The sequence below is a fragment of the Pantoea sp. 9140 genome, from assembly GCF_000745295.1.
GTDB lineage: Bacteria > Pseudomonadota > Gammaproteobacteria > Enterobacterales > Enterobacteriaceae > Pantoea > Pantoea vagans.
On sequence record NZ_JQNO01000001.1, the window covers coordinates 518,571 to 539,474 of the forward strand.

General features: G+C 53.9%; 17 protein-coding genes, 3 tRNA genes and 3 rRNA genes. 13 read left to right on the top strand and 10 right to left on the bottom strand.

Annotated elements, in window-relative coordinates:
• Positions 1-77: 77 nt before the first annotated feature.
• From tsaA to metN, 5 genes are all read right to left on the bottom strand, one after another.
• Positions 78-782, bottom strand: coding sequence for a tRNA (N6-threonylcarbamoyladenosine(37)-N6)-methyltransferase TrmO (tsaA, locus tag FA92_RS02215; RefSeq protein WP_033781942.1), 705 nt, complete (start codon positions 780-782; stop codon positions 78-80).
• Positions 779-1,177, bottom strand: coding sequence for an Rcs stress response system protein RcsF (rcsF, locus tag FA92_RS02220; protein WP_013356860.1), 399 nt, complete (start codon positions 1,175-1,177; stop codon positions 779-781). The genes tsaA and rcsF overlap by 4 nt, the downstream gene beginning before the upstream one ends.
• A gap of 128 nt (positions 1,178-1,305) precedes the next feature.
• Positions 1,306-2,121, bottom strand: a complete 816-nt coding sequence (locus FA92_RS02225) for a MetQ/NlpA family lipoprotein (RefSeq protein WP_013356861.1) — start codon at positions 2,119-2,121, stop codon at positions 1,306-1,308.
• A 34-nt stretch (positions 2,122-2,155) separates the two neighbouring features.
• The gene (locus FA92_RS02230) at positions 2,156-2,809 is read right to left on the bottom strand and encodes a methionine ABC transporter permease MetI (RefSeq protein ID WP_009091958.1); all 654 of its coding nucleotides are present in this window, start codon (positions 2,807-2,809) and stop codon (positions 2,156-2,158) included.
• On the bottom strand, positions 2,802-3,833 hold the full coding sequence (metN, locus tag FA92_RS02235; protein ID WP_033731647.1) for a methionine ABC transporter ATP-binding protein MetN: 1,032 nt from the start codon (positions 3,831-3,833) through the stop codon (positions 2,802-2,804). Before metN ends, FA92_RS02230 begins: the two co-directional genes overlap by 8 nt.
• A gap of 189 nt (positions 3,834-4,022) precedes the next feature.
• Here metN and gmhB point away from each other — a divergent pair, with 189 nt between their 5' ends.
• The 6 genes from gmhB (at position 4,023) to FA92_RS02265 (ending at position 10,204) form a co-directional block, all read left to right on the top strand.
• Positions 4,023-4,583, top strand: coding sequence for a D-glycero-beta-D-manno-heptose 1,7-bisphosphate 7-phosphatase (gene gmhB, locus FA92_RS02240; protein WP_033781943.1), 561 nt, complete (start codon positions 4,023-4,025; stop codon positions 4,581-4,583).
• A gap of 406 nt (positions 4,584-4,989) precedes the next feature.
• Positions 4,990-6,531 (top strand): 16S ribosomal RNA (locus tag FA92_RS02245).
• A gap of 88 nt (positions 6,532-6,619) precedes the next feature.
• Positions 6,620-6,694: transfer RNA gene (locus FA92_RS02250), tRNA-Glu, on the top strand.
• A 230-nt stretch (positions 6,695-6,924) separates the two neighbouring features.
• Positions 6,925-9,833, top strand: a 23S ribosomal RNA gene (locus FA92_RS02255).
• Between the two features lie 91 nt (positions 9,834-9,924).
• Positions 9,925-10,040 (top strand): 5S ribosomal RNA (rrf, locus tag FA92_RS02260).
• The 16S, 23S and 5S rRNA genes sit together here with 2 tRNA genes alongside, the layout of an rRNA operon.
• Before the next feature lie 87 nt (positions 10,041-10,127).
• Positions 10,128-10,204 (top strand) — tRNA-Asp (locus FA92_RS02265).
• Positions 10,205-10,275: 71 nt separating this feature from the next.
• Here the strand turns inward: FA92_RS02265 and yafC are convergent.
• Positions 10,276-11,178 (bottom strand): DNA-binding transcriptional regulator YafC, encoded by a 903-nt coding sequence (gene yafC, locus FA92_RS02270; RefSeq protein WP_033781944.1) that lies wholly within the window; start codon positions 11,176-11,178, stop codon positions 10,276-10,278.
• Between the two features lie 262 nt (positions 11,179-11,440).
• Here yafC and FA92_RS02275 point away from each other — a divergent pair, with 262 nt between their 5' ends.
• Positions 11,441-12,232, top strand: coding sequence for an endonuclease/exonuclease/phosphatase family protein (locus tag FA92_RS02275; protein ID WP_033732016.1), 792 nt, complete (start codon positions 11,441-11,443; stop codon positions 12,230-12,232).
• A gap of 96 nt (positions 12,233-12,328) precedes the next feature.
• Here FA92_RS02275 and mltD read toward each other — a convergent pair whose 3' ends face one another.
• Positions 12,329-13,705, bottom strand: a complete 1,377-nt coding sequence (mltD, locus tag FA92_RS02280) for a murein transglycosylase D (protein WP_013356866.1) — start codon at positions 13,703-13,705, stop codon at positions 12,329-12,331.
• Positions 13,706-13,776: 71 nt separating this feature from the next.
• Positions 13,777-14,532 carry a hydroxyacylglutathione hydrolase gene (gene gloB / locus FA92_RS02285; protein ID WP_033781946.1) on the bottom strand — a complete coding sequence of 252 codons (756 nt, stop codon included), beginning with the start codon at positions 14,530-14,532 and terminating at the stop codon, positions 13,777-13,779.
• Positions 14,533-14,574: 42 nt separating this feature from the next.
• Here gloB and FA92_RS02290 point away from each other — a divergent pair, with 42 nt between their 5' ends.
• Positions 14,575-15,312: a class I SAM-dependent methyltransferase gene (locus tag FA92_RS02290; RefSeq protein WP_013356868.1), complete on the top strand. Its 738-nt coding sequence runs from the start codon at positions 14,575-14,577 to the stop codon at positions 15,310-15,312.
• Here the strand turns inward: FA92_RS02290 and rnhA are convergent.
• Positions 15,294-15,761, bottom strand: coding sequence for a ribonuclease HI (gene rnhA / locus FA92_RS02295; RefSeq protein ID WP_033781948.1), 468 nt, complete (start codon positions 15,759-15,761; stop codon positions 15,294-15,296). The genes FA92_RS02290 and rnhA overlap by 19 nt on opposite strands.
• 51 nt (positions 15,762-15,812) lie before the next feature.
• Between rnhA and dnaQ the strand changes: the two genes are divergently transcribed.
• Together dnaQ and FA92_RS02305 are read left to right on the top strand one after the other, a co-directional pair.
• A complete protein-coding gene (gene dnaQ / locus FA92_RS02300) occupies positions 15,813-16,544 on the top strand; it encodes a DNA polymerase III subunit epsilon (protein WP_013356870.1) in 732 nt (243 codons plus the stop codon).
• Positions 16,545-16,678: 134 nt separating this feature from the next.
• Positions 16,679-16,755: transfer RNA gene (locus FA92_RS02305), tRNA-Asp, on the top strand.
• 49 nt (positions 16,756-16,804) lie between these two features.
• On the opposite strand, the gene FA92_RS02310 is transcribed toward FA92_RS02305, so the two are convergent.
• The gene (locus tag FA92_RS02310) at positions 16,805-18,313 is read right to left on the bottom strand and encodes an NCS1 family nucleobase:cation symporter-1 (RefSeq protein WP_033781950.1); all 1,509 of its coding nucleotides are present in this window, start codon (positions 18,311-18,313) and stop codon (positions 16,805-16,807) included.
• A gap of 144 nt (positions 18,314-18,457) precedes the next feature.
• Between FA92_RS02310 and FA92_RS02315 the strand changes: the two genes are divergently transcribed.
• Genes FA92_RS02315 through puuE form a run of 3 tightly spaced genes read left to right on the top strand, consistent with a single transcriptional unit; the run spans position 18,458 to position 20,896 of the window.
• Positions 18,458-19,180 (top strand): GntR family transcriptional regulator, encoded by a 723-nt coding sequence (locus tag FA92_RS02315; RefSeq protein ID WP_033781952.1) that lies wholly within the window; start codon positions 18,458-18,460, stop codon positions 19,178-19,180.
• Entirely contained in the window at positions 19,177-19,908 is a 732-nt protein-coding gene (hpxA, locus tag FA92_RS02320; protein ID WP_033781954.1) for an allantoin racemase, read from the top strand. The genes FA92_RS02315 and hpxA overlap by 4 nt, the downstream gene beginning before the upstream one ends.
• Before the next feature lie 34 nt (positions 19,909-19,942).
• Positions 19,943-20,896, top strand: a complete 954-nt coding sequence (gene puuE, locus FA92_RS02325; RefSeq protein ID WP_013356874.1) for an allantoinase PuuE — start codon at positions 19,943-19,945, stop codon at positions 20,894-20,896.
• The last annotated feature ends 8 nt before the right edge of the window (positions 20,897-20,904 follow it).

The following is a 20,904-nucleotide window of genomic DNA, read 5'->3' on the forward strand; positions in this document are numbered from 1 at the left end:
CAGTTGATCGGAAAGTCACAGACAGAATTTTGCTGGCGGCTAGTGTACCAGCGAGATCACCGGCTCAAAAGCGGGTTTTAACGCGGGTCGATAGCGATCACTTCAGTACCGGCATCGTCAATGCGCCAGCGTACATTAAAATCCATCAGCAAGGCCGCATATTCCCGCTCCTGCGTTTCACCCTGACGGTAAGCGGGACGAGGATCCTGTGCCAGCACCTCACTGATAAAGCGTGCGAGATTGGGATAGCGCGACTGCTGCTGAAGCTGTTGCTGGGCCAGCGCGGAGAAGCGAACCGGCATATCCGCCGCCGGTGCCGCCTGAGCAAACCCGGCCTGCGCATGAGGCAGCGCTTCGGCAAAGGGCAGATAAGGTTTGATATCCACCACCGGCGTGCCATCGACCAGATCCAGACTGCCAAGCTGCAGGATTACCTGCTGTTTTTCAATCCTGATCCCTTTCAGTTCAACCAGCGACATGCCAATGGGATTGGGACGGAACGTTGAACGTGTCGCAAAAACACCCATGCGCGCATTGCCGCCCAGCCGGGGAGGGCGAACCGTAGGACGCCAGCCGCCTGCCATCGTCTGATGGAAGACAAACAGCAGCCAGAGGTGACTGAAGTCTTCCAGCCCGCGAACGGCTTCCGGCTGATTGTAGGGGGGCAGCAGGTGAAGTTCGCCGCCGCCATCCTGCACTAGACCTGGCTGGCGCGGCACGGCAAACTTCTCTTTCCACGGTGAACGGATTACCCCAATTTGCGCAAAGGCGAATTCACTCATTGATTGCTGACTTTCAGCGCTGAACCCTGGCAGACGGCCTGACGATAGCAGCCCGGCGTGCCGGTAACGATTTCACACTGATGCAGCAGCACCGCATTGGCTTTCATCTGTGAAGCTTTGATCTGCAGACGTTTACGTGCTGTGGCGATGTTGGCCGGGGAGTTCTGATTACTGATCTGGCAATCTTCAGCGGAGACTTCACCCAGATCGCGGAACGGTTTGCTGACCAGATCGGCGGCATCGGTATAAAGCTTAACCGGGGCCGGTCGTACCACGGGTTTGCGGGTCGGTTGGCTGGATTGCTGCGGCCGGGACGGTGCGCTGCTTATCGGGTGATACTCATGAACACACCCTGTCAGCATCAATGCTAACAAGCAGAGCGGTAAAAAACGCATGGCAACATCCTCAGGTTTCAAAAAGTGGCGTTATTGAAACAAGGACGGGAATAAATAACAAGTCGGGCAGGGTACCCAATAACAGAAAGGGCGACATAGCGTCGCCCTTAAGGAGATGAATAGCTGAATTACCAGCCTTTAACCGCGCCGCCGTTAAAGACTTTGTTAGCGGCTTCGTTCACTTCGTCAGACTGGTAAGCCTGAACGAACTTCTTCACGTTTTCCGCATCTTTATTATCTTCGCGGGCAACAATCAGGTTCACGTAAGGTGAATCTTTATCTTCGACGAAAATGCCATCTTTAGCCGGGGTCAGGCCAATCTGGCTGGCGTAAGTGGTATTGATTACGGCCAGTGCGATCTGCTGATCGTCTAATGAGCGCGGCAGCTGTGGTGCTTCCAGCTCAACGATTTTCAGATGCTTAGGATTCTCAGTGATATCCAGTGAGGTTGGCAGCAAGCCCACGCCATCTTTCAGTTTGATCAGCCCCACTTTCTGCAGCAGCAGCAGCGTACGACCCAGGTTGGTCGGGTCATTCGGAATGGCAACCTGTGCGCCATCCTGCAGCTCATCCAGTGACTTGATCTTCTTCGAATAGCCCGCGATTGGGTAGACGAAAGAGTTACCCACTGAAACCAGCTTGTAACCACGATCTTTGATCTGCTGATCCAGATACGGTTTGTGCTGGAAGGCGTTGACGTCGATATCGCCTTTACTCAGCGCTTCATTCGGCAGCACGTAGTCGTTAAACGTGACCAGCTCAACGTCCAGACCATACTTCTCTTTAGCCACTTTCTGTGCGGCTTCAGCAACCTGCTGCTCAGCACCGACAATGACGCCCACTTTAATGTGGTTTGCGTCTTTCTCTTTTTGATCGCATCCTGCCAGCGCAATCGCGCCAATCAGTGCACCCACAGCGGCAATTTTTTTGAATCTGAAAGACATATCCTTTCCTTCTTAATAATGTGAGATTGCTGGCTTACTTATGGGACACTGCACGCACGATGCGGTCGCCACAGAATTGAATGAGATACACCAAAACCACTAACAACACCAATACCGTATTCATCACCGTGGCGTTGTATCCGATATAACCATACTGATAGCCGATCTGACCCAGACCACCGGCACCCACTGCGCCACCCATGGCAGAGTAACCGACCAGCGTAATCAGGGTAATGGTGGCTGCATTCACCAGGCCCGGCATCGCTTCCGGCAGCAGGACCTTACGGACGATCTGCATTGGCGTAGCGCCCATGGCACGTGATGCTTCAATCAGACCGGTAGGCAGTTCCAGCAAGGCATTTTCAACCATACGCGCAATAAACGGTGCAGCGCCAACGGTCAGCGGCACGATGGCTGCCTGCAGTCCGATGGAGGTGCCAACGATAACGCGGGTAAAAGGAATCATCCAGACCAGTAAAATAATGAAAGGAATGGAGCGGAAGATATTCACCAGCGCGGAGAGCACGCGGTACAGCCCCTGATTCTGTAGAATCTGCCCTGGACGGGTGACATAAAGTAAAACGCCGACCGGCAGGCCCAGTACAAAACCGAAAAAGCCTGAGACGAAGGTCATCATCAGCGTTTCCCATACGCCCCGTCCCAGCAACCACATCATCGCTTCAGACATAACCTAGCACCTCTACTTTCACATGATTCTCTTTCAGCCAGGCTATCGCCTCGCGCGTATCGCTTTCTGCGCCGTGCATTTCGGCCAGCATAATGCCGAACTTCACACCACCGGCGTAATCCATCTGGGCACTGATAATGTTGTTATTCACGTTGTAACGGCGGGCCGCTTCGGAAAGCAGCGGCGCATCAACTGATTTACCGGTGAACTCCAGTCGCAGCAGGGGCACGGTGCCTTCAGCGGCCGTGGCTGAAAGACGCTGCTGGTAATCATCCGGAATATCCAGATGCAGAGTCGACTGAATAAACTGCTGTGCTAACGGCGTCTTAGGGTGTGAGAACACTTCACTGACGCTGTCTTTCTCGATCAGCTCACCGTGACTGATGACCGCAACCTGATCGCAGATGCGTTTCACCACATCCATCTCATGCGTGATCAGGAGAATCGTCAGTCCAAGCCGGCGGTTGATATCTTTCAGCAATTCCAGAATAGAGCGGGTTGTTGCGGGATCCAGTGCGCTGGTGGCTTCATCACACAGCAGAACCTTAGGATTGCTGGCCAGCGCACGGGCAATTGCGACACGCTGCTTCTGACCGCCCGAGAGATTGGCAGGCCAGGCATCATGTTTATCGGATAATCCCACCAGTTCCAGCAGCTCAGTAACGCGAGCGTTGATCTGGGCGCGGGAGAGATTACCGAGTTCCAGTGGCAGAGAAACGTTGCCCGCGACAGTGCGTGAGTTCATCAGGTTAAAGTGCTGGAAGATCATGCCAATCTGGCGGCGCGCCTGGGTTAACTGACGCTCATTAAGTGCAGTCAGATCGGCTCCGTCGACCAGTACGCGGCCTGAAGTGGGGCGCTCCAGCAGATTCACACAACGAATCAATGTACTTTTACCGGCACCGGAAGCGCCGATAACGCCATAAATCTGTCCGGCAGGCACGTGCAGGCTGACATCCGTTAATGCCGGAATAGTCCGCGAGCCCTGCTGAAACACCTTAGTAATATTTTCTAGTTTAATCATTATGTTATTAATTATCGTGTTGCGTTGTCCGTGGTGTGGGAAGCCTCGTCACTTTTAATCGCTATAAAAGCTGAATGGATGGTAAGGCATCCAGACGTCTGAATCAATGGAAGTGATTCAATCTGACATTCTCCCTTTTATAGCAATCATGCGATACTGATCGGCAATTTTTACAGCAGGAGTTTCTAAGTGGCGAATAAAGTCCCCGCTATTTTTCTTGATCGTGATGGCACCCTTAATGTCGACAGTGGCTATGTTCATGAGATCGATGACTTCCAGTTTATTGACGGCACAATTGAAGCGCTGCAGCAACTGAAGGCAATGGGATATGCGCTGGTGGTTGTGACCAATCAGTCTGGTATAGCGCGCGGTATGTTTACCGAAGATACCTTTATGCGTCTGACAGAGTGGATGGACTGGTCGCTGGCCGATCGCGACGTCGATCTTGATGGCATCTATTTCTGTCCTCACCATCCCGAAGCAACAGTTGAAGAGTTCCGTCAGGAATGTGATTGCCGTAAGCCACAGCCTGGCATGCTGCTGACCGCACAGGAAGAGCTGCATATTGATATGGCTGCTTCTTATATGGTGGGCGACAAGCTGGAAGATATGCTGGCAGGAAAGGCTGCGGGCGTAGGCACCAAAGTGCTGGTGCGTAGCGGTAAACCCGTCACGGCTGAAGGCGAAGCTGCAGCAGACTGGGTGATTAATAGCCTCGCAGAGCTGCCAGCACGCATTAAACACGGCTAAAACGGCGCTTTTGAGCAAATTTCAGACGAACAGCAAAAAAGTCTCAATTTGCACTTGCGCTATCTGAGCCGTTCCCTATAATGCGCCTCCACTGACACGGCAAACCGGAAACGGAAAACGGGTTGAGAGGCACAGGAGACTGCGCCGCCGGAGAAAAACTTCTGAAATAGAGGTTGACTCTGCAGGAGGAAAGCGTAATATACGCCACCTCGCGACAGGGCGCTAACGCACTGTTCGCACTGCTCTTTAACAATTTATCAGACAATCTGTGTGGGCACTCGCAGGATTGATATCAGCGTCTCCGGACGCAACAAAATATCAAAGCCTCACGAGTGAACACATAATGAAATTCATTATGACGTTTTACAGATGAGCACCGCTTAACTTGTTTAAGCAAATCAAACTTAAATTGAAGAGTTTGATCATGGCTCAGATTGAACGCTGGCGGCAGGCCTAACACATGCAAGTCGGACGGTAGCACAGAGGAGCTTGCTCCTTGGGTGACGAGTGGCGGACGGGTGAGTAATGTCTGGGGATCTGCCCGATAGAGGGGGATAACCACTGGAAACGGTGGCTAATACCGCATAACGTCGCAAGACCAAAGAGGGGGACCTTCGGGCCTCTCACTATCGGATGAACCCAGATGGGATTAGCTAGTAGGCGGGGTAATGGCCCACCTAGGCGACGATCCCTAGCTGGTCTGAGAGGATGGCCAGCCACACTGGAACTGAGACACGGTCCAGACTCCTACGGGAGGCAGCAGTGGGGAATATTGCACAATGGGCGCAAGCCTGATGCAGCCATGCCGCGTGTATGAAGAAGGCCTTCGGGTTGTAAAGTACTTTCAGCGGGGAGGAAGGCGGTGCGGTTAATAACCGCACCGATTGACGTTACCCGCAGAAGAAGCACCGGCTAACTCCGTGCCAGCAGCCGCGGTAATACGGAGGGTGCAAGCGTTAATCGGAATTACTGGGCGTAAAGCGCACGCAGGCGGTCTGTTAAGTCAGATGTGAAATCCCCGGGCTTAACCTGGGAACTGCATTTGAAACTGGCAGGCTTGAGTCTTGTAGAGGGGGGTAGAATTCCAGGTGTAGCGGTGAAATGCGTAGAGATCTGGAGGAATACCGGTGGCGAAGGCGGCCCCCTGGACAAAGACTGACGCTCAGGTGCGAAAGCGTGGGGAGCAAACAGGATTAGATACCCTGGTAGTCCACGCCGTAAACGATGTCGACTTGGAGGTTGTTCCCTTGAGGAGTGGCTTCCGGAGCTAACGCGTTAAGTCGACCGCCTGGGGAGTACGGCCGCAAGGTTAAAACTCAAATGAATTGACGGGGGCCCGCACAAGCGGTGGAGCATGTGGTTTAATTCGATGCAACGCGAAGAACCTTACCTACTCTTGACATCCAGAGAACTTAGCAGAGATGCTTTGGTGCCTTCGGGAACTCTGAGACAGGTGCTGCATGGCTGTCGTCAGCTCGTGTTGTGAAATGTTGGGTTAAGTCCCGCAACGAGCGCAACCCTTATCCTTTGTTGCCAGCGATTCGGTCGGGAACTCAAAGGAGACTGCCGGTGATAAACCGGAGGAAGGTGGGGATGACGTCAAGTCATCATGGCCCTTACGAGTAGGGCTACACACGTGCTACAATGGCGCATACAAAGAGAAGCGACCTCGCGAGAGCAAGCGGACCTCACAAAGTGCGTCGTAGTCCGGATCGGAGTCTGCAACTCGACTCCGTGAAGTCGGAATCGCTAGTAATCGTGGATCAGAATGCCACGGTGAATACGTTCCCGGGCCTTGTACACACCGCCCGTCACACCATGGGAGTGGGTTGCAAAAGAAGTAGGTAGCTTAACCTTCGGGAGGGCGCTTACCACTTTGTGATTCATGACTGGGGTGAAGTCGTAACAAGGTAACCGTAGGGGAACCTGCGGTTGGATCACCTCCTTACCTGAAGATACCTTCCCGCGCAGTGTCCACACAGATTGTCTGATAAAAAGTAATGAGCAGGACGGCTGCGAAGTCGTGACACTATCGTGTCCCCTTCGTCTAGCGGTTAGGACTCCGCCCTTTCACGGCGGCAACAGGGGTTCGAATCCCCTAGGGGACGCCACCTGCTTGGTGACAGGTGAAAGGTGTCTCCATACAGTATCTCAAAACCGATTTGGTTGCGTAAGCAGCCGGGCCGCGTTTGAGATATTTGCTCTTTAACAATCCGGAACAAGCTGAAAATTGAAACGACGTGTCGTTTTCATTCTCCGTAATAAGAATGAAAAATACGATACGTTCGAGTCTCTCAAATGCTTGCAGTCTGCAGCGTTGAAAAACGCCTGTGGGTTGTGAGGTTAAGCGACTAAGCGTACACGGTGGATGCCCAGGCAGTCAGAGGCGATGAAGGACGTGCTAATCTGCGTAAAGCGACGGTAAGGTGATATGAACCGCTACAGCCGTCGATGTCCGAATGGGGAAACCCGGTGCACTCTGTGCATCATTGCAGCATGAATACATAGTGCTGCAAGGCGAACCGGGGGAACTGAAACATCTAAGTACCCCGAGGAAAAGAAATCAACCGAGATTCCCCCAGTAGCGGCGAGCGAACGGGGAGCAGCCCAGAGCCTGAATCAGCATGTGTGTTAGTGGAAGCGTCTGGAAAGTCGCAGGGTACAGGGTGATACTCCCGTACACAAAAGCACACGTGCTGTGAGCTCGATGAGTAAGGCGGGACACGTGGTATCCTGTCTGAATATGGGGGGACCATCCTCCAAGGCTAAATACTCCTGACTGACCGATAGTGAACCAGTACCGTGAGGGAAAGGCGAAAAGAACCCCGGCGAGGGGAGTGAAACAGAACCTGAAACCGTGTACGTACAAGCAGTGGGAGCCTTCTTTATGGGGGTGACTGCGTACCTTTTGTATAATGGGTCAGCGACTTATATTCTGTAGCAAGGTTAACCGTATAGGGGAGCCGCAGGGAAACCGAGTCTTAACTGGGCGTTAAGTTGCAGGGTATAGACCCGAAACCCGGTGATCTAGCCATGGGCAGGTTGAAGGTTGGGTAACACTAACTGGAGGACCGAACCGACTAATGTTGAAAAATTAGCGGATGACCTGTGGCTGGGGGTGAAAGGCCAATCAAACCGGGAGATAGCTGGTTCTCCCCGAAAGCTATTTAGGTAGCGCCTCGTGAACTCATCCTCGGGGGTAGAGCACTGTTTCGGCTAGGGGGCCATCCCGGCTTACCAACCCGATGCAAACTGCGAATACCGAGGAATGTTATCACGGGAGACACACGGCGGGTGCTAACGTCCGTCGTGAAGAGGGAAACAACCCAGACCGCCAGCTAAGGTCCCAAAGTCATGGTTAAGTGGGAAACGATGTGGGAAGGCACAGACAGCCAGGATGTTGGCTTAGAAGCAGCCATCATTTAAAGAAAGCGTAATAGCTCACTGGTCGAGTCGGCCTGCGCGGAAGATGTAACGGGGCTAAACCATGCACCGAAGCTGCGGCAGCGACGCTTAGGCGTTGTTGGGTAGGGGAGCGTTCTGTAAGCCGTTGAAGGTGTGCTGTGAGGCATGCTGGAGGTATCAGAAGTGCGAATGCTGACATAAGTAACGATAAAGCGGGTGAAAAGCCCGCTCGCCGGAAGACCAAGGGTTCCTGTTCAACGTTAATCGGAGCAGGGTGAGTCGACCCCTAAGGCGAGGCCGAAAGGCGTAGTCGATGGGAAACAGGTTAATATTCCTGTACTCGGTGTTACTGCGAAGGGGGGACGGAGAAGGCTATATCAGCCGGGCGACGGTTGTCCCGGTTTAAGCGTGTAGGCGGAGGGTCCAGGTAAATCCGGTCCCTTATTAACGCTGAGGCGTGACGACGAGGCACTACGGTGCTGAAGTGATAAATGCCCTGCTTCCAGGAAAAGCCTCTAAGCATCAGGTAACACAGAATCGTACCCCAAACCGACACAGGTGGTCAGGTAGAGAATACCAAGGCGCTTGAGAGAACTCGGGTGAAGGAACTAGGCAAAATGGTGCCGTAACTTCGGGAGAAGGCACGCTGGCGCGTAGGTGGAGGGACTTGCTCCCCGAGCCGAAGCCAGTCGAAGATACCAGCTGGCTGCAACTGTTTATTAAAAACACAGCACTGTGCAAACACGAAAGTGGACGTATACGGTGTGACGCCTGCCCGGTGCCGGAAGGTTAATTGATGGGGTTATCCGCAAGGAGAAGCTCTTGATCGAAGCCCCGGTAAACGGCGGCCGTAACTATAACGGTCCTAAGGTAGCGAAATTCCTTGTCGGGTAAGTTCCGACCTGCACGAATGGCGTAATGATGGCCAGGCTGTCTCCACCCGAGACTCAGTGAAATTGAACTCGCTGTGAAGATGCAGTGTACCCGCGGCAAGACGGAAAGACCCCGTGAACCTTTACTACAGCTTGACACTGAACATTGAGCCTTGATGTGTAGGATAGGTGGGAGGCTTTGAAGCGCGGACGCCAGTCTGCGTGGAGCCAACCTTGAAATACCACCCTTTAATGTTTGATGTTCTAACGTAGGCCCGTTACCCGGGCTGCGGACAGTGTCTGGTGGGTAGTTTGACTGGGGCGGTCTCCTCCTAAAGAGTAACGGAGGAGCACGAAGGTCAGCTAATCACGGTCGGACATCGTGAGGTTAGTGCAATGGCATAAGCTGGCTTGACTGCGAGAGTGACGGCTCGAGCAGGTGCGAAAGCAGGTCATAGTGATCCGGTGGTTCTGAATGGAAGGGCCATCGCTCAACGGATAAAAGGTACTCCGGGGATAACAGGCTGATACCGCCCAAGAGTTCATATCGACGGCGGTGTTTGGCACCTCGATGTCGGCTCATCACATCCTGGGGCTGAAGTAGGTCCCAAGGGTACGGCTGTTCGCCGTTTAAAGTGGTACGCGAGCTGGGTTTAGAACGTCGTGAGACAGTTCGGTCCCTATCTGCCGTGGGCGCTGGAGAATTGAGGGGGGTTGCTCCTAGTACGAGAGGACCGGAGTGAACGCACCACTGGTGTTCGGGTTGTCATGCCAATGGCATTGCCCGGTAGCTAAGTGCGGAAAAGATAAGTGCTGAAAGCATCTAAGCACGAAACTTGCCCCGAGATGAGTTCTCCCTGACCCCTTGAGGGTCCTGAAGGGACGTTGAAGACTACGACGTTGATAGGCCGGGTGTGTAAGCGCAGCGATGCGTTGAGCTAACCGGTACTAATGACCCGTGAGGCTTAACCTTACAACGCCAGAGGCGTTTTTGAGAGACACGATTTTCAGCTTTGTACCGGATATTCTGCGCGGCCCCTGTGGCGGCGCAGAGACAGAATTTGCCTGGCGGCTGTAGCGCGGTGGTCCCACCTGACCCCATGCCGAACTCAGAAGTGAAACGCCGTAGCGCCGATGGTAGTGTGGGGCCTCCCCATGCGAGAGTAGGGAACTGCCAGGCATCAAATTTGTTCCTTTTCCTCTGACAGGGAAAATAACGGGAACAGACGGTTATCAGCCGGTTGCTGATAAGCGTGAAAGAATCGGTGGAGCGGTAGTTCAGTTGGTTAGAATACCTGCCTGTCACGCAGGGGGTCGCGGGTTCGAGCCCCGTCCGTTCCGCCACTTAATTGGAAAGCCCTGACTTAACGGTCAGGGCTTTTTCCATTGCAGCAAATAAGCCAGTTCAAAAGACCTCACGTGCGCCACGGCTGCTCAGCTGTCCACTCGCTGAGAAAATCGATAAAAGCCCGCACACGCTGACTCAAGCCGATATCGCTGTAGTAGACCGCATTGAAGGGCATCTCGACCGGCAGACGTTGATCGGCCAGCACCTCCACCAGTGTTCCTTCTGCAACCTCACGATCGATCATATAGTCTGACAGACAGGCAATACCATTGCCGGTAAGGCAGAGCTGCTTAATCGTCTCTCCACTATTAGAAGAGATAGCCCAGTCAATATCATAGAGTTCGCCGCTTTCACGTGCGATGGGCCAGCGATTGAGCCTCGGGGATTCTTCAAAGCCAAGACAAGTGTGGTTATCCAGATCGGTCACCTTTTGTGGTACACCGTGCTCACGGAGATAGGCAGGTGACGCTACAACCCTGCGAAAACTGTTAAACAGCAATCTGGCGCGTAGCGTTGAGTCCGTAAGATTGCCGGCACGAATCGCAATATCCACTTTCCGTTCAATCAGATTGATAAAACTCTCTGAGGAGATCAACGAAAGCGTCACCCCGGGATAGCGCTGGCGAAAGGGCTTAACCATCGGCATCAGCAAATGTAGAATAACCGGTGTCGCGGCATCAACGCGCAATAGCCCTTTGGGCTCATGTAAGCTTTCTATCAAATCGCTTTCTGCGGTAGTCATCTCCTGCAAAAAGCGCTGAACATGGCGGAAATAGCGTTCGCCTTCCTGCGTAAGTGCCAGCTGTCGCGTGGTACGGGTCAGCAGAGCAATGCCCAGCTTGTTTTCCAGTTTTTTTATGGTTCTGCTGACGGCAGAGTTTGCCATCTGCAACTGCTCAGCAGCGCGGCTGAAACTTCCACTCTCTACTACACTGACAAACACTTTAAGTTCGTCAGAAGATGCCTTCATTTTTCCGCCCTATAGTATCTTATTTATTTAGCTATTTTATGAACGATTATACTGGCATAACCAGTACAGGCGTCCTCAATGATGGCACCGTTGATGTGGCCAGGCCCTGCCTCGTTTAGCTTAGCGAGCTTAAACTAACGCCTTTATTCTGGAAAAGCGTGATGAATTCTGACATTCACCTGCATCCATTGAAACCCCGGTCTAGAATCCCTATAACAGACAGGTGTTAACTGTATTTTTGAATTATCAGCCAGGCGGGAAAGTGCGCAAAAAAACTTATGCAATGCGATATGTAGCAGGACAACCAGTGGAACAGATCTTTCCACCTGGGGCGATGCTCCATCTCGGACAGGCACTGCCCCCCGGCGCACCGTTGCCCGCACATCCAAACCTTAAAGTTCTGGTATGGAATATTTTCAAGCAGCAGCGTGCTGACTGGATGTCAGTGCTGGAAGGATTTGGTAAGGATGCGCATCTGGTGTTACTGCAGGAAGCGCAGACCACACCCGAACTGGTGCAGTTTGCCACTAGTAATTATCTGGCTGCCGATCAGGTGCCTGCCTTTGTGCTGCCTCAGCATCCCTCTGGCGTGATGACACTCGCTTCTGCCCATCCGGTCTATTGTTGCCCATTACGCGAGCGTGAGCCTCTGCTGAGGCTGTCAAAATCGGCGCTGGTTACGGCGTATCCGCTGCCAGCAGGAGAAATGCTGATGGTGGTTAACATCCATGCGGTTAACTTCAGCCTGGGTGTCGACGTCTACAGTAAACAGCTGGGGCCCATCGGCGAACAGATCATGCATCATCAGGGACCGGTAATCATGGCAGGGGATTTCAATGCCTGGAGCCGTCAGCGCATCAATGCGCTCTACCGGTTTGCACAGCGGATGAAGCTGGAAGAGGTGATGTTTACGGCCGATCACCGCCGCAAAGCGTTTGGTCGCCCACTGGATTTCGTCTTCTATCGCGATCTCAGAGTGAGCGAGGCATCCGTACTGGTGACGCGCGCTTCCGATCATAACCCCTTACTGGTGGAGTTCAGTTCAGGCGGCTAATCCTGCGCCGGGCCAGGGAGGTATGTTGGTGTGAGGCCTAAATAGCGGCAGATGAATAAATGAAAAAGGCTGACAAATGTCAGCCTTTTCAACGTATCAGGTATCCGGTGTTGCGTTATTATTCACAAACAGCGTTAAGTTATCGCCGGGTTGAATATCTTTCGCACTGTCCAGCACACTGTTCCAGCGCATCACGTCTTTGATATTGACGCCGTGATGACGGGCAATACTGTCAAGAGAATCACCCTTACGAACACGATAGGTGATGCTGTTGCCGTTATCAGCCAGTCGGGTGCCGTTCGAACCGATGGTCAGCGTCTGACCCGGTCGGATATCAGCACCGCGCAGGTTGTTTTCCTGCTTCAGTGTCGAGACGCTAACGCCAAGTTTAGCGGCGATACCAGAAAGCGTATCACCCCGTCGCACTTTGTACCCGCCACTCGCGCTGGCTTTCGCAAGCTGCACAGGCTGTACCGCTGCGATGTCACCGGAAGCCAGTGAGTTTCGCAATTTCGCGACGTTCGACTTCGGCACCATAATATAGTGCGGGCCGTTTGGCGCTGTTGCACCGCCTTTGTAGCCGGTATTGAAGCTCTTAAGTTTCGTGAGCGACATACCTGCCATTTCAGCAGCCTGCGTCAGCTGTATCTGCTGACCCACTTCCACTCGTGCCAGAGCACGACTTTCATTAGGTGTCGGCAGTTTGATACCGTAACGCTTGTTATTTTTGAGCAGTTCACTCAGAGCTAACATTTTAGGCACATACACGGTCGTTTCGCGTGGCAGCGATAAATGCCAGAAGTCAGTCGGCTTACCGCGCGCCTTATTCTGCTTGATCGCTTTGAGCACCCGTCCTTCACCACTGTTGTAAGCAGCGATGGTCAGTAACCAGTCACCGTCAAACATGGTGTTAAGACGCTGCATCATATCCAGCGCAACTTTCGTGGATGCGACTACATCACGTCGCCCATCGTAATACTGGTTTTGTTTCAAACCATAGTTTCGACCCGTAGCTGCAACAATCTGCCAGATACCAGCGGCATTGGCGGATGAGGTTGCGCGAGGGTCAAAAGCGCTCTCCACTATGGGTAGCAGTACCAGTTCCATCGGCATTTTACGTTTCTGTATCTGCTCGACTATCCAGTACATGTACGGCTCTGCCCGTAATGTTACATCGTGGAGATAGCTCTTATTTTTTAAAAATTTACTTTTTTGTTCGCGGATTGCCGGGTTTTCCGGAATCCCCATCTTCAACTCGTCACTAATGAAACTCCAGAGATCTGCGTCTGCTGCGAGGCCAGTTCCATCTTCCTGCCATCGCGGCGACAAAAACTCGTCTCCGTACTTTCCATTTTCACCTTGACCAGCTGAAGACAGACTCTGTGCATGCTGTTCGGGGATATTGGCATCGTTCCTGGACGCCTGACATCCTACCAGCAAGACTGAGGCGAGTAAGATCGCTTTAGCCTTCATGTGTGTGTCAATAGTTCGCTTAAAAGACGAGCAACTATACGTGACGACTTTTCACAACACAACCCGAAAAATCAAAAAGCGTCTTTCTTCTCGCGTAGAACGGCAAATGTCCGCCATACCGGTTCATCCGTAACGTTAACGTTTAATGCCCTTTGCAAATCAATATCTTGCGTACGCAGAAATAAATTTATTGACCGTTCGTGCGCCAGTTTTGTTGGCAGACTAATGCCATTTTCGGCACGTAAGTCCTTAATTTTCTGGTATTCGGCCGTTATTTGCGGGTCATGGGGCAGAATAGCCGCAGCAAACTTCAGATTGGATAAAGTATATTCATGCGCGCAGCAGACTAAGGTTTCTCCTGGATGCTGATTAAGCTTTTGAAACGAATCATACATCTGCTCTGGTGTACCCTCAAAAAGGCGTCCGCAGCCGCCTGAAAAGAGAGTGTCCCCACAGAAAAGATAAGGTGAGCTGTAATATGAGATATGTCCTAAAGTGTGACCAGGGGTATGGATCACTTCAAAGGTCAGGCCCAGTACGGTGACTTTATCCCCTTCGCTGACTATCGTTCTGGCCCCTTTCGCTTCGGTTTCCTGAGGACCGTAAACCTCAAGGTGAGGGAAGTGCTCACATAATGTTTTCACGCCGCCCGTATGGTCGTTATGGTGGTGAGTCAACAGAATCGCGACTGGCTGCCAGCCGTTTGACGCCATTTTTTCTAACACTGGCTGAGCTTCGCCGGGATCAACGATCAGGCATTTACCCTCATCATCATTCAGCGTCCAGATGTAGTTGTCCTGCAACGCAGGAATACTGGTAAGATTCATCATCACCTCTCGCAGGTCGTAGGAAAAGGAAGAGCGTAAAGCATGAAGCCCGCTAAATCACGCCAGGTTCTGAACGCACCGCTGTCCTGGCGCAATATGCCGTGGGGAGATTATTTCCGCGACGCGCTAACGCAGCAGCTTCAGCCTTACCTTGGAAAGCTTTATGGCTTTCATATGCTTAAGCTTGGCAACCTCAGCGCAGAAATCAACACCGAAAACTGTGCTATTTCACATCAGGTCAATGTGGGTAGTGAAGGCGAGCTGTTACAGGTGCGGGCTGACCCGATGCAGTTGCCGTTTGAGTCGAAGTCTATTGATGCCTGTTTGCTGGCCCATACGCTCGCCTGGAGTCAGGATCCTCACCGGGTGCTACGCGAAGTGGACAGGGTGTTAATCGATGATGGCTGGATGATCATCAGCGGCTTCAATCCCTTCAGCCTGCTTGGTGTGAGTAAAATGGTACCGGGATTAACCCGCAAAGCACCCTGGAGCGGGCGGATGTTCAGCCAGATGCGGCTACTCGACTGGCTGGGATTGCTGAATTATGAGGTGGTCTACCGCACCCGATTTCAGGTGCTGCCGTGGCACCGGCAGGGCGGAAAACTGATCAGCGCCCACTTACCGGCGCTGGGGTGTCTGAATATTGTGGTGGCGCGTAAGCGAACCTTCCCGCTGCTGCCAACCCGGGCAAAGAAGAGCCTGAGCACCAGCAAGATCCGCCAGACGGTCAATGCCACGCGTCAGTTTCGCAAGGCAGAGGATCAGGACTCCGCTTTATAACCGATATCCTCAAAGGCAGGATTTTCGGCCGCGCTGCGGGCCAGCACGTCGCAGCGCTCGTTTTCCGGGTGTCCGGCATGCCCTTTAACCCACTCCCACTGAATCTTATGGGTGCTGAGGGCTAAGTCGAGACGCTGCCAGAGATCGACATTCTTCACCGGCTTTTTATCGGCAGTTTTCCAGCCACGCTTCTTCCAGTTATGGATCCAGCTGGTGATCCCCTGACGCACATACTGACTGTCGGTGCTGAGCACCACATCGCACGGCTGGGTCAGCGCTTCAAGCGAGACAATCGCCGCCATCAGCTCCATCCGGTTGTTAGTGGTAAGGTAATAGCCCGCGCTGAAGGTTTTCTCATGCTGACCGTAGCGTAAAATCGCACCGTAACCGCCGGCACCGGGATTTCCAAGACAGGATCCATCGGTGAATATTTCTACCTGTTTGCGCATCTCTGGTAGACTTCCTCTCAAAAGCGCCAAGTCTGACATAAAACGGGTCTTATGAGCACTGCAAATAATCGCCAGATCGTTCTCGATACTGAAACCACCGGCATGAATATGATCGGGGTACATTATGAGGGGCACCGCATCATTGAGATTGGTGCGGTAGAGGTGATTAACCGTCGCCTGACCGGCAACAATTTCCATATGTATCTCAAGCCCGATCGGCTGGTCGATCCTGAAGCTTTTGGTGTACATGGGATTGCCGATGAGTTTCTGGCCGACAAGCCCGCGTTCAGCGAAATCGCCGATGAGTTTCTCGACTACATTCGCGGTGCCGAGTTAGTCATTCATAACGCGCCGTTTGATATCGGCTTTATGGATTACGAATTTTCAAAGCTGAACCGCGGCATTGAGAAAACCGAAACCTTCTGCAAAATTACCGACAGCCTGGCACTGGCGCGTCGAATGTTTCCCGGCAAGCGTAACAGCCTTGATGCGCTCTGCTCACGTTACGAAATAGACAACACCAAACGTACCCTGCACGGCGCACTGCTCGATGCCGAGATTCTGGCTGAAGTGTTCCTGACCATGACCGGCGGGCAGACGTCACTCTCCTTCTTATCAGAAAGTGAAAGCGCCCGGCAGGCACAGGGAGAGAGCATTCAGCGCATCGTGCGTCCCGCTTCTGCACTGCGTGTGGTGACGGCCAGCGAAGAAGAGGTCGTTGCTCATGAGTCCCGTCTGGATCTGGTGATGAAAAAAGGCGGCAGCTGTCTGTGGCGCGGCTGAAGAGCCTGTTTTTGTGGATAAAATCAGCGCCAAGCTGAAAAAAACAGCAAACGATTCATTCACCTGGAAAAAGCGTTGACGCCGTAACGGCCTGCCATTACTATGCGCCTCGTTCCCGACGGGGAACAAAGCGCGGAGCGGTAGTTCAGTTGGTTAGAATACCTGCCTGTCACGCAGGGGGTCGCGGGTTCGAGCCCCGTCCGTTCCGCCAATCTCTTTAAAAAAGCCGATTCAGAAATGAATCGGCTTTTTGCTGTCTGCTATTCAGCGGCGGCTTGCTTCTTCTGCGCCATTCCCTCGCTATGCCAGCGGGTCACATCCTCCTTCTCGCGATCTTCACGGGCGATAAAGCGATAGCAGCCTGCCGCCAGACCGGCACCAATAAACCAGCTGAAGTTCGCCACCTGATGCAGGGAAGGGATAAAGCTAATCACCAGGCAAATCGCTACCGACGGCAGCAGCGCGCCAATCGCTTTGGGGTTAAAGCCACCGCGATACCAGTAACGGCCTGCTGGCGTATCGTTAAACAGGTCATCGACCGAGATACGTGCACGTTTAATCAGGTAGAAATCGGTCAGCAGAATGCCGAACAGTGGTCCGATGAACGATCCCAGTACATCCAGCGTGTAATGAATCAGCTCAGGGGACTGGAACAGGTTCCACGGCGTTAACAGCACGGAACCCACGGCGGCGATCATGCCACCTGTGCGGAAGCTGATTTTCTGCGGTGAACAGTTGGAGAAGTCAAAAGCAGGTGAAACGAAGTTCGCCACGATATTGATGCCGATGGTAGCAGTAATCATCGTCAGCAGGCCAATCGCCACCGCCAGATCGTTGCCGACCATGCTCACGGTTTCGATGGGATCGGTAATCATCTTGCCAAACAGCGACTGGGTACCTGACACAATCACCACCGTCACCACAGAGAACAGCAGGAAGTTGAACGGCAGGCCCCAGCGGTTGCCACGGCGAATCTCGGACATGTTTTTGCCATAGCGTGAAAAGTCACCGAAGTTCAGCAATGGACCGGAGAAGTAGGAGACCACCAGCGCCGTGGCCGTAATCATCTGCCACGTCTGCTCACCTGCAGTCAGTGATTTGCTGGCAAGGGTAAAGGAGATCCCATCGAAGCCGGTCTTGTATACAATCCAGCCCGCCAGTGCCACCATCACCACATAGACAGCCGGTCCAGCGACATCAATAAAGCGTTTAATCGCGTTCATGCCGTGCCAGAACACCATCGCCTGCAGTAACCACATAATGCCAAAGCAGCACCAGCCCAGTAGCGACAGGCCCAGCCAGTGCGGTACGGTCATCGACGTCAGCGACGGCGCGAACTTCAGCAGCACCAGCATCAGGGCGCTCGCCGCCAGGTAGGTCTGGATGCCATACCACGCGAACGCGATCAGCCCGCGGATCACTGCCGGAATATTGGCGCCGAACACGCCAAACGCCTGACGGCAAATCACCGCATAAGGTACGCCCGCCATCTGGCTCGGTTTCGCCACCAGATTCGCACAGATCTGCACGATGCAGATCCCGGCCAGCAGACAGAGCAGCACCTGCCAGCTGGCTAATCCCAGCGTGAAGAAGCTGGCGGCCACCACATAGCCACCCATGCTGTGCACATCGGACATCCAGAAGGAAAAAATGTTGTACCACGACCAGTTCTGATCGCGTGTCGGTGCCAGGTCGTCGTTACAGAGCCGTGGGCTGTAACGGGCACTGGCTTCAGAGGCCGTGCTGGCCACCGTTGATTGATTTGGCATGAAACCTGCTCCTATACCTGAGAGTGAAATGAATAATCTGGTAAAACGGTATTGCAGGATTCAGGCCAGATCTCTTTTCTTGTATACAATTTTTATTTTTCACGTATACGATATGTTGCATACAGCGAGCGACCGGAGCAGGTAATGACGAGTAAAACAGGCCAGCGAGACGCCACCAGGCTGCAGGATAAGGATGAAGGGATCTACCAGGCGCTAATGAACGCCATTGTTGAGCACCAGCTGCCGCCGGGCAGTAAATTGCCGGAAGAGGCCCTTTCCGTAGTATTTGGCGTGAGCCGCACCGGCATCCGCAAAGTGCTGCAGCGCCTCGCGGCGGTGCAGATGGTCACCCTGACGCCCAAACGTGGTGCGCAGGTGGCGACACCCGGTGTTGAAGAGGCGCGTGACATCTTCTCCACCCGCAGTTTGATGGAGTGCGCCAATCTGCCTGCGGTACTGGCGCATCTGCAGCCGCCTCATCTGGTGGCGCTGGAGCAGCTTATCGCGCAGGAGAATCAGGCCCTTGCCGATCAGGATGGTCCGGCAGCGATCCGGCTCTCTGCGGCATTTCATATCCAGCTGCAGGCGATCTCCGGCAATCAGGTGCTCACCGGCATGGTGACCAGCCTGACGCAGCGCTCGTCGCTGGTGATTGCCGCTTATGGCGCGCCGTGGCAGCGCGGCTGCCGCTGTGACGATCACGCGAATCTGCTGAAGTTACTGCGTGCGCGTGCGCTGGAACCGCTGACGCAGGCGCTACAGCATCACTTTGAGCACATCGTTTCCAGCCTGCATTTTGAGCGCAGCGGGGAAACCCTGCCCGATTTCTCCCGACTGTTTGCCTCAGGCTCTGGAGCTGCCTTATGAGCCTGATTCAGGTTATTAACCCCAACACCAGCCTGGCGATGACTGAAACCATCTGCCAGGCCGCCCGTGCGGTCGCCGCGCCGGGTACCGAAATTCTGGCCGTTTCGCCGTCGCAGGGCGTGCCCTCCATTGAAGGCCACTTCGATGAGGCGATCGCCGCCATCGGCGTGCTGGAGCAGATCAAACTCGGCAGGGAGCAGGGCGTCAGCGGCCATGTCATCGCCTGCTTTGGCGATCCGGGTCTGCTGGCGGCACGCGAGCTGGCCAGCGGACCGGTGATAGGTATTGCGGAAGCGGCGATGCATACCGCCACGCTGCTGGCGACGCGTTTCTCCATTGTTACTACGCTGCCACGCACCCTGGTGATTGCGCGTCATCTGCTGCAGCAGTATGGCTTTACCCATCACTGTGCCGCGCTGCACGCCATCGATCTGCCGGTACTGGCGCTGGAAGATGGCAGCGGCCTGGCGCAGGAGAAAGTGCGGGAACGCTGTATTCAGGCGAAACGGGAAGATGGCAGCGGGGCGATTGTGCTGGGCTGTGGCGGAATGGCCACGCTGGCTGCTTCGCTGACCCAGGAGCTGGGCCTGCCGGTGATCGACGGCGTCAGCGCGGCGGTGAAAATGGTGGAGTCGCTGGTGGCGCTGGGCTTTGGCACCAGCAAACATGGCGATCTGGCCTGGCCTTTGCAGAAACCTCTCTCAGGTGCGTTTCAGCATCTAAACTAACGGAACTTTCCCGATTTAAGACAGGAAGCGAGTGATGACTGACGCTGCAGAGAAGAAAGAGTACAGCTTTAACAAAAACTATCCGCGCGATTTAATCGGTTATGGCGCTAATCCGCCGCACGCCGCCTGGCCCAACAACGCCCGCGTGGCGGTGCAGTTTGTTCTGAACTATGAAGAGGGCGCAGAAAACAGCGTGCTGCATGGCGATGCGGGCTCAGAACAGTTCCTTTCGGACATCATCGGTGCAGCCAGCTATGCCGATCGTCACATGTCGATGGAGTCGCTGTATGAATATGGCTCCCGCGCCGGTTTCTGGCGCATTCACAATGAGTTTCAGAAGCGCGGTCTGCCGCTAACCGTGTTTGGCGTGGCGATGGCGCTGGCGCGTCACCCGGAAGTCGTCGAGGCGATTAAACAGGCGGACTACGATGTGGTCAGCCACGGCTGGCGCTGGATCCACTATCAGGGCATGGATGCAAAAACCGAACGTCAGCATATGCAGCAGGCGGTTGATGTGCTGGTGGATCTGTTTGGTAAAGCACCGACCGGCTGGTACACCGGCCGTGACAGCCCGAATACCCGCCGGCTGGTGGTGGAGCAGGGCGGCTTCAGCTATGACAGTGACTACTATGGCGACGATCTGCCGTTCTGGACCCAGGTCACCTGTCAGGATGGCACGGTGAAACCGCACCTGATTATTCCTTACACCCTGGAATGCAATGACATGCGCTTTGCCTCGCCGCAGGGTTTTAACACCGCCGAACAGTTCTTCACCTATCTGCGGGACACCTTCGATGTGCTGTATGAAGAGGGGGAAACCGCGCCGAAGATGATGTCGATCGGCATGCATTGCCGCCTGCTGGGGCGTCCTGGCAAATTCCGCGCGCTGCAAAACTTCCTCGATCACATTCAGCAGCACGATGACGTCTGGATTTGTACCCGTCAGCAGATCGCTGACCACTGGATCACCACGCACCCGGCTCCGTAAGCCCGGTC

What these genes read in the sequence shown, in the direction of transcription:
- tsaA (WP_033781942.1), bottom strand. Translation starts at nt 782, where the DNA reads ATGAGTGAATTCGCCTTTGCGCAAATTGGGGTAATCCGTTCACCGTGG.
- rcsF (WP_013356860.1), bottom strand. Translation starts at nt 1,177, where the DNA reads ATGCGTTTTTTACCGCTCTGCTTGTTAGCATTGATGCTGACAGGGTGT.
- FA92_RS02225 (WP_013356861.1), bottom strand. Translation starts at nt 2,121, where the DNA reads ATGTCTTTCAGATTCAAAAAAATTGCCGCTGTGGGTGCACTGATTGGC.
- FA92_RS02230 (WP_009091958.1), bottom strand. Translation starts at nt 2,809, where the DNA reads ATGTCTGAAGCGATGATGTGGTTGCTGGGACGGGGCGTATGGGAAACG.
- metN (WP_033731647.1), bottom strand. Translation starts at nt 3,833, where the DNA reads ATGATTAAACTAGAAAATATTACTAAGGTGTTTCAGCAGGGCTCGCGG.
- yafC (WP_033781944.1), bottom strand. Translation starts at nt 11,178, where the DNA reads ATGAAGGCATCTTCTGACGAACTTAAAGTGTTTGTCAGTGTAGTAGAG.
- mltD (WP_013356866.1), bottom strand. Translation starts at nt 13,705, where the DNA reads ATGAAGGCTAAAGCGATCTTACTCGCCTCAGTCTTGCTGGTAGGATGT.
- gloB (WP_033781946.1), bottom strand. Translation starts at nt 14,532, where the DNA reads ATGAATCTTACCAGTATTCCTGCGTTGCAGGACAACTACATCTGGACG.
- FA92_RS02290 (WP_013356868.1), top strand. Translation starts at nt 14,575, where the DNA reads ATGAAGCCCGCTAAATCACGCCAGGTTCTGAACGCACCGCTGTCCTGG.
- rnhA (WP_033781948.1), bottom strand. Translation starts at nt 15,761, where the DNA reads ATGCGCAAACAGGTAGAAATATTCACCGATGGATCCTGTCTTGGAAAT.
- dnaQ (WP_013356870.1), top strand. Translation starts at nt 15,813, where the DNA reads ATGAGCACTGCAAATAATCGCCAGATCGTTCTCGATACTGAAACCACC.
- FA92_RS02310 (WP_033781950.1), bottom strand. Translation starts at nt 18,313, where the DNA reads ATGCCAAATCAATCAACGGTGGCCAGCACGGCCTCTGAAGCCAGTGCC.
- FA92_RS02315 (WP_033781952.1), top strand. Translation starts at nt 18,458, where the DNA reads ATGACGAGTAAAACAGGCCAGCGAGACGCCACCAGGCTGCAGGATAAG.
- hpxA (WP_033781954.1), top strand. Translation starts at nt 19,177, where the DNA reads ATGAGCCTGATTCAGGTTATTAACCCCAACACCAGCCTGGCGATGACT.
- puuE (WP_013356874.1), top strand. Translation starts at nt 19,943, where the DNA reads ATGACTGACGCTGCAGAGAAGAAAGAGTACAGCTTTAACAAAAACTAT.